A 12402-nucleotide genomic window follows, 5' to 3' on the forward strand; every position below is an offset into this window, starting at 1 on the left:
GCATCCCTAGGAGTGCTCACGGCTATTCTTGTTAGTTACATCTGTAATCAGATCGCCTGCGGTTGTTGCTCCGCAAACTGACTATTGTAGAGATCCGCATAGAAGCCCTGACTTGCCATCAATTCATCATGATTGCCCTGTTCAATCACGTTACCATGATCCATAACCAGGATCAGATCGGCGCCGCGAATGGTAGACAAACGGTGTGCAATGACAAAGCTTGTGCGATCCTTCATCAGATCATTCATTGCTTTCTGGATAAATACTTCGGTCCGTGTATCCACGCTACTCGTTGCTTCATCCAGAATGAGGATGGCCGGGTTCGCCAGAATCGCTCTTGCAATGGTGAGCAACTGTTTCTGCCCTTGAGAGATGTTCGACGCCTCTTCATTCAGCACTGTATCATAACCATCAGGCAGTGTACGGATAAAGTGATCCGCATGTGCCGCAACGGCTGCCTTGATTACATCCTCTTCCGTAGAACCTTCTCGGCCATAGGCGATGTTGTCCCGAATCGTGCCGTTGAACAACCAGGTATCCTGAAGCACCATTCCGAACAGACTGCGCAGCTTGCCACGCTCCATGTCCTTAATATCGGCACTGTCAATCGTAATTCGACCATCCTGAATTTCGTAGAAACGCATCAACAGGTTGATCAGGGTTGTTTTACCGGCTCCCGTTGGTCCAACAATGGCGACCGTCTGTCCCGGTTTCACATCAATGTTCATGTTATGAATGAGCAATTCATTTTCTTTATATCCAAAGTTAACACCTTGGAATGCAACCGCACCTTTAGGCTGCCGTAATTGCACAGGTTGTTTAGACTCAGCAACTTCTTCCTCTTCATCCAGCAACTCGAATACCCGTTCTGCCGAAGCAATCGTTGATTGAATGATATTGGAGATATTTGCAATCTGGTTAATCGGTTGTGTGAATTGACGGGAATACTGTGTGAAGGCCAGAATATCCCCGATAGAGATAGAGCCGCGTGTAACGAAAATCCCACCAACCACACAGATCAGCACATAACCCAGGTTGCCCACAAAACTCATGAGCGGCATAATAATACCCGAGATAAACTGGGCTTTCCAGCCGGATTCATACAATTCTTCATTGACCTTCTCAAATTGCTGTACGGATTGTTCTTCACGTCCAAAAGCTTTGACAACCTTGTGTCCCGTGTACATCTCTTCGACATGACCATTCAGTTCCCCAAGGGATTTCTGTTGACCGGCAAAGTGTTTTTGCGAACGGGAAGCAACAAGCATAACAACAACCACACTGAGTGGCAGCGTCAAAATCGTGATTAGCGTCATCCATGGACTAATCGTCAGCATCATGATAATTACGCCGACAATCGTGACGATAGACGTAATGAACTGTGCCAAACTTTGCTGAAGTGTATTACTGATATTGTCCACGTCATTCGTGGCACGGCTAAGTGTCTCCCCAGTTGTGCGGGAGTCAAAATATTTCAAAGGAAGACGTCCAACCTTCGCACTGATCTGCTCACGCATGTCATACACAACACGTTGGGCCACACCGGCCATCAGGTATTGCTGAACATACATAAATGCAGCACTGAACAGATAGAGTCCGCCAAGCAGGTACAATACTTTCATTAATGCAGGAAAATCAATTCCGGCTCCCTGTACACCCTGAAGGATGGCAATGGCGCCTTTACTGAGAATATCCGTTCCTTCGGCCATAATTTTTGGACTGATGATGCTGAATACGGTACTCAAAATGGCTGCAACCAGCACACCTAACAGACGAGAACTATGGGGCTGGAGATAACGAATCAAGCGCCGCAGTGTGCCTTTGAAATCCTTCGCTTTCTCCACTGGAGGCCGCATACCCATTCCGCCTCCAGGGTGACCCGGCCCACCAGAGGGACGAGCCGACTTGCGTTCTGTACGTTCACTCATGCGATCTCCTCCTCTGTCAGCTGGGAGGATACAATCTCGCGATACACTTCATTGTGCTCCAGTAGCTCTTTATGTGTTCCTGAACCGACAATTCGGCCCTCATCCATAACCAGGATGCGATCGGCATCCATTACTGTACTTACGCGTTGCGCAACAATCAGTACAGCTGCTTCTGTCGTTTCGGACTTCAGCGCAGCACGAAGTTTAGCATCCGTTTTGAAATCGAGAGCAGAGAAACTGTCATCAAAGATATAGACTTCCGGACGGCGAACAAGTGCGCGAGCGATGGACAGACGTTGCTTTTGTCCACCAGATACGTTGTTACCACCTTGTGCGATAAGGCTATCATATCCCTCTTTCATCTCGGTAATGAAGTTCTCAGCCTGAGCCGTACGGGCCGCATGAACAACTTCATCCATTGTGGCATCGTCTTTCCCATGACGAATATTCTCCGTAATCGTACCCGTAAAGAGGACTGCCTTTTGTGGTACAAAGCCAATTTTGGCACGCAGATCTTCCTGCCGAATTTCACGCACATCCGTACCATTGACCCGAACACTGCCTTCGGTCACATCATAAAATCGTGGAATAAGACTGAGCAATGTCGATTTCCCAGAACCCGTACCGCCAATGATGGCTGTTGTCTCTCCTGAGCGAGCTGTGAAGGAGATATCGGACAAAGCTGGATTCTCTGCGCCCGGATAACGGAAAGTTACATTCTCAAACTCAATCATACCCTGCATGGATTTCATGCCACGAGGCTGCTCGGGATTGCTAAGATCCGGCTGCATATCAAGCACTTCGTTGATCCGTTCCGCCGATGCTGAAGCTCTTGGAATCATGACAAAGATCATCGAAACCATAATCAGTGAGAACATGATTTGCATTGCATATTGGATGAAGGCAATCAATGCACCGATGTTCATATTGCCGCTGTCGATCCGCATTCCACCAAAATAAAGGATGGCAATCATCGAAAAGTTCATAACCAGCATCATCACAGGCATGATGGTCGCCATGAGCACATTAACTTTGATCGAAGAATCTCTCAGTTCTGTATTGGCCCCGTTAAAGCGCACTTTCTCATGCTCCCCACGGTTGAAGGAACGAACAACCCGAATCCCTGTTAACTGCTCACGCAGCACCAGGTTGAGACGGTCCAGCTTTTTCTGAATGGTTTTGAACAGAGGTAAACCCTTGGCACCAATCAGCGCAATGGCTCCGCCCAGTACCGGAAGCACGACCAGGAAAATCGTAGATAATTTGGCGTCCTGAGATACCGCCATGAAGATACCCCCGATACACATGAGCGGAGCCATGATCATCATTCGCAGCATCATTGTAAGTACATTCTGTACCTGTGTGATGTCATTCGTCGTACGCGTAATCAGTGAAGCAGTACCCATCTTATCGAACTCCTGGAGCGAGAAGTTCTCCACATGGCGGAATACTCTGCTACGCAGTTGTTTGGCAAAACCGCCCGCTGTTCGAGATGAGAGGTAACTGGCGATCACGGAACACGCTGTTCCTCCAATCGCGATGACCAACATCCATCCACCAATCTGCCAGATATACGGGATATCCCCTTTAATGATGCCGTCATTCACGATATCTGCCATTAACGTAGGCAGGTACAATTCAGCAAGCGACTGAAACAGTACCAAAACCAGAATGAAAATAATCGGAATTCGGTATGGCTTCAGCATGCGAAACAGTTTCATCATGGCGTATCATCTCCTCTTGTCGAATCATCCTTTTGCAAGGAAGTTAATGTATCAAAAAAGGTGTATACCTTGGTCAACAACTCAGCCAGCTGAGTACTGTCTTGCTCACCCAAATGCTCAACTAACTTATTGAATATTTCCATGCGTTCTTGGTGAGCAGCCCGAATAATTTCACGACCTGCTTCAGTAATCGTGATGCGGACAGCACGTCTATCCTCCGGGTCCATCGTCCGTTTGACCAGCCCCTCATCTTCAAGGCCACGAATAACAGGTGTAATGGTCGGTGACTTCACTCGTAGCAATGCGCTGATTTCCGAGACTTTCATCCCGGGATGATTGGATTCGATCGTATCATTGAAATCAGGCGGATTGTCCTGCCAGTTCAATTGTTCTCCCGGATGCATCCCGTGGAGTAAACAACCCAGCACCATAATTTCATTGTGATTGCGCCCATGAGGTTTATGCTGCCTCCATTTGCCTTTATTAAACTGCATAATGGAGTACAAAAGCTTCTGAGCGACCGGATCTATACCAGTCATAATGGGTCCCTCCTTCTTTCTTTATCATTCCATAGACATCCAACATCATAGGACATCTATTAAATAGTAATACAATTAAATAGATGCACAATTAATTAGGTGTACTAAGTATATTATCGTAAGAAGCCAATGTCAAACATCTAAAAATAACCAATATAAACCCATAAACAAGAGCCTATACGCGCTTGATTTTGGGTTTTGTCATTTTGCCGTCATTGGAGCCCGTTATACTTATTATGTGCAATTCCATGAATTCAACTTACAAAGAAACTCCCATTCTATACTCCGGTGGATGATGACCCGGGAGTATAGAATGGGAGCATTTTTATTACGATTGAAAATTAGAAACCAGAGAATCTCCTTGATTGCATAACATGATTAGGTACGTTTGTTAATCATCAGGACTGTGAAGCAGAGACTGTTTTAAGCACTGAGGCAAACGGGAAATATTCTTTTGCATTGTTGTAGGCGATGCCCTGTACGATCTGACCAAGCAACTCCATATCCTGCGGTGCCTCCCCTTGTTCGGCCCATTCACCGATGAGGTTGCAAACCAGACGACGGAAATACTCATGTCGCGTGTAGGAAAGGAAGCTGCGTGAATCAGTCAGCATGCCGACAAATCGGCTGAGCAGACCAACATTCGCCAGGGCTTTCATCTGGGCTAACATGCCATCCTTGGTATCATTGAACCACCAGGCGGCACCAAGCTGAATTTTGCCCGGAATGCCCCCGCCCTGGAAGCTGCCGATAATCGCTGCGAGCACTTCGTTGTCCCTTGGATTCAGAGAATACAGAATCGTTTTGGGCAGTGCTTGCTGCTCATCCAACGCATCAAGTAATCCAATCATCGCTGACGACAGCGGTGTATCATTCACGGCGTCGTAACCGGTATCCGGCCCAAGCTTGGCAAACATCCGCGTATTGTTGTTACGGGCGGCATTGATATGAAACTGCATCACCCAGCCCCGATCTGCATACAGTTTGCCCAGGAACGTCAGCGTTACCGTCTTGTACTTATCCTCTTCCTCCCGACTCACCTTGTGGCCCGCAAGTGCCTTTGCAAAGATAGCTGCCGCTTCTTCGCGTGTAGCCACTCCGTAAGGGACATAATCGAGTGCATGGTCAGAGACTCTGCCGCCGACAGAATGGAAGAATTCCACCCGGGACTCCAGCGCAGCAAGGAAGGATTCATAATCTGAAATGGCAGTGCCAGATGCCTGCGACAGCTTGCCCACCCATTCCACGAAGGTATCCCGGTTCAATTCCAAGCCTTTATCCGGGCGGAAAGAAGGTAATACCGCCGTGTCAAAGCCTTCGATCTCCTGAATCTTCAGATGATACTCCAGAGAATCCGTTGGATCATCGGTTGTGCACACAACAGTGACATTAGATTTGGTAATCAGATCACGTGCACCGAATCCGTCACTGTTCAGTTTGGCATTTACTTTGTCCCAGATGGTCGGTGCGCTTGTCTCATTTAATACTTCGTAGACGCCGAAATATCGCTGTAATTCCAGATGAGACCAGGCGTACAGCGGATTACCAATCATCATAGGGACCGTTTTGGCGTAAGCCAGGAAACGATCATAATCGGTCACTCCTTCGCCGCCGGTCACATATTGCTCTTCAATTCCGTTTGCGCGCATGAGCCGCCACTTATAGTGATCACCGTATAACCAAGCCTCTGTAAGATTGCCAAAGGTTTTGTTCTCGTAGATCTCCTGAGGACTGAGGTGGCAATGATAATCAATAATCGGCATGTCTTTGGCATAATCCTCATATAACTTGATCGCCGTTTCATTGTGCAACAAAAATTGTTCATCCAGAAAAGATTTCATTCGCCTCGCACGCTCCCTTTAGGTGAGTTTACGTTCATATGGGTTCACTTCCCATCTTTACGCTACACTGTTTATCATCAAAGTTCAATATAAAATGATAGCGTTATCAAAAAAGGTTGATTTAGGCATATATTCGGGAACAAGGTATACTGGATTTAACGCAAGGATGCTGATCTGAAGATCACACAAGGAGATGAAATGAATTGAAAATTACTTTTCTCGGCACAGGAGATATGTTTAGCGTGGAGCAGCACCACAATAGTATGTTGGCCGAATTTGGAGGGACGCATCTGGTCATTGATTTTCCGGAATCAAATGCTAAAGCACTCAAGGAATATGGATTCGCCATGACCGATATCCACAATGTGTTCATTACCCATTTGCATGAAGATCATATTAATGGTGTACAGATGCTGGGTTATTACTCACAGATCGTAGGCGACCGCAAACCCCGTTTGTTCATCCACGAACAATTGGTAGAGACACTCTGGAACATTCTATCCCCCGGCATGCGCTACACAACGGATGGTGAACGTACCATGGGCGATTACTACGATGTCGTTCCCCTGCCAGATGGAGGCACATTCGAACTGGGCGGCGTGACGTTTGAGACGTTTCGGACGCAACATGTTCCCGGTATGATCAGCAATGGGCTACTCGCCAAACCTTACTTCTATTACAGTGCAGACAGTACACTGGACCAGGCACGGGTGGAGCAAGTTGCCGCTGATGTGCAGCTGATTTTCCATGAATGTCATATGCACGATCTGGTGATCAAATCCCATACCTCATTGAAGGATCTGGAGCAGTTACCCGCGGAAGTGAGACAGAAAACCTTACTGATGCATTATCATGATGAGTACGCGGATGCCGACAGACGGGAACAGTTCAACCGCGAGCATGATCTGAGAATGGTTGGCACGTTGGAATCATTTGAACTGGAGTAGGTAAACAGAGAACTTATTAAGAACATACCAAAAACCACCTGCCCGGCGGAACTGGTCGGTTCAGGTGGAATAATGGTCTATATATGGTCGTTTCTAATATCATTTATTCTAATCTGTTACTCAGCGTCAGCACAGTCCTCATTTTGTTCGGGAAGAGCCCATACCGACAAGCCTCCACCGCACACATGGAAGGTGGCCCAGCCGTCTTTCTCAATGGTAATCTGATCATCACAGCTCTTCGTCAGATCCACCCAGACTTCACCAGCACGATGCTCTCCGATGAACATTCTCTTCTCACCGTCATCCCCGTTAGAGATAACTACCGCACAACCGGAACCTTCGATTTCCTCTACGCCACGACGTACCCAGCCAATCGTATTCGCGTGATCAAAGTAATCTTCCTGCTCTCCATATGCCTTGTTGCAACGGGCAGACAGCAGAATGTCCAGAATTTCTTTTTTGCCATCCACAGGTTCAGGTCCACCAATGCCATAATAATCCCCGTAAAATACAACCGGATAACCATCGCGACGTAATAGCGTCAGGGCATACGCGCTCGGCTTAAACCAATCACCAATCCATGATTCCAACGCTTCATGAGGTTGGGAGTCGTGGTTATCTACAAAAGTTACCGCATGGGTAGGATGGGTCTGCACCAAGGTATCGTCAAAAATTTTGGAGAGATCAAAGTCTCTACCTGCAAGCGATGCCTCATGCAACTTGTAGTGAAGAGACACATCAAACAGGTCGATCTGATAGTCTACCGTATCAAGGAATTCACGACATGCATCCAGGTTCGAATTCCAGAACTCACCTACGATGTAGAAATCCTGACCGCGTTTGCGGATCATCTCTGCTGCGAACTCCTTAATGAATTCGTGGTTGATATGCTTAATCGCATCCAGCCGGAACCCTCCACACTGGAGGGTATCGATCAGCCATTTCCCCCAATCGATCATCTCGCGCCTTACATCCGGGTGGTTATAATCTATATTGGCGAACATCAGATAGTCATAGTTGCCAAACTCATCATCGACATTCTCATTCCATTTTTTATTCTCTCCTGCGATGCGGAATACACCTGTTCGTTCTCCCTTGGCGTCAAAGTCTGTACCGTTGAAATGTTCAGAGCTCCACTTAAAGGAGGAGTATTGATCTCCGCGACCCGGGAATGTGAATTTGGTCCAGCCCTCAATCTCGAACGGTTTGGAAATTTCCTTCGTCCGATCATTCGGATCAACCTCAATCACTTTGAACACTTCCGTCTCATCTGCTCCGGCCTTGTGATTCATAACCAGATCCACATAGACGGCTATACCGTTCTTCTGACACTCAGCAATGGCCTCCACCAATTCCTGCTTGGTGCCATATTTGGTTCGTACGGTACCCTTTTGATCAAATTCGCCCAGATCATACAGATCATATACACCATAACCTGTATCTTCTGCTGACACCGCCTTGGTTACGGGTGGTACCCATACCGAGTCAATACCTTTGGCTTTCAGTTCCGGGGCCATTTCAGCCAGTCGCTTCCAATGATCTCCGTCTGCAGCCAGGTGCCATTCAAAAAACTGCATCATGGTATGATTTCTCTTCATTATAACCGACCTCCTTGATTGCTTTCGAAGCGGACCGCGGAACGGATAGGGTAATTCGCCGTTGTTCGTTCGTTGCTAACCAAGTTATAACCCTTTCACCCTACCCTTCAATCATGTAAAGGAAAGAAATCTGAGAAAAATGTTAAAATTCTTGGTTCAGCATTTGCCTGATCCCATTGAAATTATTGTGAAGATACATCATGTTCAAATTCGCTTGTAGTCCCGCCACTCCTCGGGCAGCAGGGAACGATACGGCTCTTGGATAAAACGATCGTCGACCAGCACCAGCACGCCCCTGTCTTCTTCCGTTCGAATCAGCCTTCCTCCTGCCTGCAGCACCTTGTTCATACCGGGGAAAATATAGGCATAATTGAACCCGTTGCGGCCTGTACGGTCATAATAATCACGAAGCACATTGTTCTCAAGACCAATCTGTGGCAACCCCGCACCTACCACAACGACGCCATTCAAGCGGTCTCCCGGCAGATCGACACCTTCCGAGAATACCCCACCCATGACGGCAAATACCAATCGTGTCCGTTCAGGGTTTGGCTGGAATCCATCCAAAAACTGCTCCCGTTCCAGTTCGTTCATGCCTTGTTTTTGTATGACCGTATCCGCTTCACTTGCAAGCTGTGCATAGGTTTCGTATATCTCGCGCATATAAGGATAGGAAGGGAAGAACACCATCAGATTACTGCGCGGCCATTCGGCCACCAGCTGTTGCAGCATCTCCGCAATGGGTCGCCGGGACTGTTCCCTGTCCTTATAACGCACGGATAAGGGCAGGAGTCTCACATCCAATTGTTCGCGCTGAAATGGGGATGGAATCTGCAATGTATAATCCTCTTCCTCTGCACCCAGCATATCCCGATAATAGCGAAGGGGTGACAATGTGGCCGAGAAATGAATGAGGGAGCGGAATCCTTTGGCCGTCTGACGAAGCAGTACCGAAGGGTCGAGACAGAATAACTTCACTCTCACTTCACTTCGAACACACTCTGCATACGTAATAAAACGTTCATCATACAGCTTGGCAATACGCAGGAAATTCTGTGCCGTGAAGTAGGCATCCAACAGCAGCTGATCCGTCTCGGCATTCCCCGAGCCACCTTCAACAAGACATTGCTCCGCGACCATGACAAAAGGCTCCAGCCGTTCAATCAGTTCCTCCGGTGCTTCCTGCTGGATGATCTTCCCTTCTTCTCCACCGTTTTTCCGAAGGGTAATCAGATACTTATCAATGGCCCCGGTGTAATCAACAATGGCTTTGGCAGCAGGCACACTGCTGTCCAGCGACTGGAACTCTCTTTTCACATCCAGGAACACAGCCTTCTCCAGCTCGGCGGAAAACATCATTCGGCCACGATCGACCAGATTATGAGCCTCGTCCACCAGTAACACCGTCTTGCGTTTCTGCTCCTCCAACATTCTTTTCAGAGAGATCCTCGGATCGAAAATATAGTTATAATCGCAGATCACCGCATCGGCTGCATACGCCGCATCCAGGGAAAACTCAAACGGACACACCCGATGTTTGCGCGCATACTGCTCGATGACCGGACGTGTCATCAACGTCTCATGTTCCAGCATGTCCAGCACGGCCCCGTTAATACGGTCATAATATCCTTCACACATGCCACACTGCCCCGTATCACAAGCTTCCTCTTCCTTAAAACAAATCTTGTCCTTCGCGGTCAGACTGATCACATGCATCTTCAATCCTTCCGATTGCATCCGGGCAAAAGCTTCTTCTGCCGCCACTCGTGTCGTCGTCCTCGCGGTCAGATAGAACAATCGGCTGGCTTCGCCTTCGCCAATCGCTTTGACCGTGGGAAACAGTACGGACATCGTTTTACCAATGCCTGTTGGTGCTTTGGCCATCAATCCCTGACCCTCACGAATGGTCTTGTACACAGCTCCTGCCAGCTTCCGCTGTCCCTCCCGGTATTTGCGAAAAGGAAACGGCAGCTCTCGCACACTGACATCACGCTCTTCTTCATATGCAGCGATCATCTCTGCATATGGCGCATAACCAGCAATCACTTCTGCCGCAAACTGCTCCAGTTCCTGTCGCTCTGCCATTCGCCGAAACCGTCTTTCTTCATGGGTCACCGAATGCACATACGTCAACTGCACTTGCATGCGTGGTTCATCTTGCTGAACGGCGTACATGTAGGCATACATCATGGCCTGCGCCCAGTGCACGGGAAGACCTTCTCCCAGATCATCCAGATTGCCCGCAGTCGATTTGATCTCATCTACCGTTAACTGACCCTCCAACCGGATCAGGCCATCACATCGTCCCTCCACCACATAGGTCAGATCCCCATGTTGAATCTCAGCTTCGAGCACAATCTCTTTCAGATCCTCTTCCGTGTACTCCTTCTGTACCCGCTGATGAATTCGAGTTCCCTCCTGCATCGAGGCATTGGTCCGGAACCCTGGACGTATGCTGCCACTGCGGTACACATACTCCACCAAAGGTCTAACCGATATCCGAATTTTTGTTGTCATACGATCACCCGTTCTGTTTGTAGTGATTATACTTTATCATGAAATATGCTTTTGGACACAGCACCACCTCGAAGAAGTGGAAAATATTATAAAGAGAGATTGACATCACATCGTCGCATAAGTAAAGTTAACTTTACGTAAAGCGAACTTTACTTATGGGAGGATATACTTGCAAAATCTAATCAGAGACAAACGAATACATATGCACATCACACAGGAAGAACTGTCTCAACGGCTTAAGGTCTCCAGGCAGACCATCATATCGTTGGAATCCGGGAAGTACAAACCTTCTCTTGTGCTTGCTCACAAGCTTGCCCAATTATTTGGCTGTCAGATCGAGGAATTATTTATTTTTGAAGGAGATGAGAATATTGAGTTCTGAATTACTGAATCGGATGATCGGGATCGGTGGAATTGTAGCTGGTTTGTTATTTGCAATACTCATTATTTTTTTCACAAGGTTGATTGCAAAAAAGCACAACGGACTGGATGAGCGGTACCTCTATTGTATCACGAGAGCAAAAGCCTTCTCCTGGAATGCGACAACCATCAGTCTTGCTCTGGCATGGATCCTCGTAGTTATGCTAGACGGGATATCGCTTTCCTTTTTCATTATTACTGCAGTGTTTGTCATTCATTGTTTATCTTCTATTGCGGCAAACCTATACTACTCTGCTCGGAATTAGCCCACCTGTCCGATACATGTGAACCGATTGGACTCGCACAAACCCATATGCTATCTTGAGATAGAATGTACTTAATGAGGAGGCAGCTTCTATGTATATCTATTTGGTTCCTTCACCGATTCCGGATGCACTTGCTGCATACCCGCATCTGACTTTGCGAAGCGAAGAGCACGTGCATCTGGCTATTGAATCTGCAGAACGCCTGATGAATATTGAGTCTGATGATAAAATAGCCGCATATGAAGCTTTCGATGCCGCAGGCTCCTGGACTGGCGGTGGTTACGTTGTTCTCAACAATATCCCTGTTACAGAGGATGGTCGTAACGATTTTGAAGAACGGTTTAAGAACCGTGCCCGCAAGGTAGAAGAAGAGCCTGGCTTTGTCGGTATTCGTGTGCTTCGTCCTCTGAAGGATGACACATATGTTGTACTTACACTCTGGCAGTCGGAAGAACATTTCAAAGGCTGGCAGGAATCCCAAGCTTATAGTCACGCTCACCGTAACCGCAGTACAAGCGAAGGGCTGACCGCACAGAAGCCCACAATGTTCCCCAGACCTTCTTACGTTACAACGTACACTATAGAATAACGAAATTGGGTCGCATCTGTCTTTTATCGCAGT

General features: G+C 47.6%; 10 protein-coding genes. 4 read left to right on the forward strand and 6 right to left on the reverse strand.

The window, feature by feature from the left end; all coding sequences use genetic code 11:
- Window positions 1-47: 47 nt before the first annotated feature.
- The 4 genes from AC4E8D_RS29880 to uxaC form a co-directional block, all read right to left on the reverse strand.
- Window positions 48-1928: an ABC transporter ATP-binding protein gene (locus AC4E8D_RS29880; protein WP_490205610.1), complete on the reverse strand. Its 1881-nt coding sequence runs from the start codon at window positions 1926-1928 to the stop codon at window positions 48-50.
- Window positions 1925-3652: an ABC transporter ATP-binding protein gene (locus AC4E8D_RS29885; RefSeq protein WP_339180245.1), complete on the reverse strand. Its 1728-nt coding sequence runs from the start codon at window positions 3650-3652 to the stop codon at window positions 1925-1927. The genes AC4E8D_RS29880 and AC4E8D_RS29885 overlap by 4 nt, the downstream gene beginning before the upstream one ends.
- Window positions 3649-4191: a MarR family winged helix-turn-helix transcriptional regulator gene (locus AC4E8D_RS29890; RefSeq protein ID WP_074092645.1), complete on the reverse strand. Its 543-nt coding sequence runs from the start codon at window positions 4189-4191 to the stop codon at window positions 3649-3651. Before AC4E8D_RS29890 ends, AC4E8D_RS29885 begins: the two co-directional genes overlap by 4 nt.
- A gap of 398 nt (window positions 4192-4589) precedes the next feature.
- The gene (gene uxaC / locus AC4E8D_RS29895) at window positions 4590-6032 is read right to left on the reverse strand and encodes a glucuronate isomerase (protein ID WP_490205611.1); all 1443 of its coding nucleotides are present in this window, start codon (window positions 6030-6032) and stop codon (window positions 4590-4592) included.
- Between the two features lie 203 nt (window positions 6033-6235).
- Here uxaC and AC4E8D_RS29900 point away from each other — a divergent pair, with 203 nt between their 5' ends.
- On the forward strand, window positions 6236-6979 hold the full coding sequence (locus AC4E8D_RS29900; RefSeq protein ID WP_339306043.1) for an MBL fold metallo-hydrolase: 744 nt from the start codon (window positions 6236-6238) through the stop codon (window positions 6977-6979).
- A gap of 116 nt (window positions 6980-7095) precedes the next feature.
- Here the strand turns inward: AC4E8D_RS29900 and AC4E8D_RS29905 are convergent, their stop codons facing one another.
- Both AC4E8D_RS29905 and AC4E8D_RS29910 read right to left on the reverse strand, forming a co-directional pair.
- On the reverse strand, window positions 7096-8577 hold the full coding sequence (locus AC4E8D_RS29905; protein ID WP_339306045.1) for an alpha-amylase: 1482 nt from the start codon (window positions 8575-8577) through the stop codon (window positions 7096-7098).
- 204 nt (window positions 8578-8781) lie between these two features.
- On the reverse strand, window positions 8782-11094 hold the full coding sequence (locus tag AC4E8D_RS29910; protein WP_339306047.1) for an ATP-dependent DNA helicase: 2313 nt from the start codon (window positions 11092-11094) through the stop codon (window positions 8782-8784).
- Between the two features lie 169 nt (window positions 11095-11263).
- Here AC4E8D_RS29910 and AC4E8D_RS29915 point away from each other — a divergent pair, with 169 nt between their 5' ends.
- The 3 genes from AC4E8D_RS29915 (at window position 11264) to AC4E8D_RS29925 (ending at window position 12369) form a co-directional block, all read left to right on the forward strand.
- A complete protein-coding gene (locus AC4E8D_RS29915; protein ID WP_036612923.1) occupies window positions 11264-11476 on the forward strand; it encodes a helix-turn-helix transcriptional regulator in 213 nt (70 codons plus the stop codon).
- Window positions 11466-11780 (forward strand): hypothetical protein, encoded by a 315-nt coding sequence (locus AC4E8D_RS29920; RefSeq protein ID WP_051449528.1) that lies wholly within the window; start codon window positions 11466-11468, stop codon window positions 11778-11780. The genes AC4E8D_RS29915 and AC4E8D_RS29920 overlap by 11 nt, the downstream gene beginning before the upstream one ends.
- 91 nt (window positions 11781-11871) lie before the next feature.
- Window positions 11872-12369: an antibiotic biosynthesis monooxygenase family protein gene (locus AC4E8D_RS29925; protein WP_339306049.1), complete on the forward strand. Its 498-nt coding sequence runs from the start codon at window positions 11872-11874 to the stop codon at window positions 12367-12369.
- Window positions 12370-12402: the final 33 nt, after the last annotated feature.

Source organism: Paenibacillus sp. SRL342, assembly GCF_984798905.1.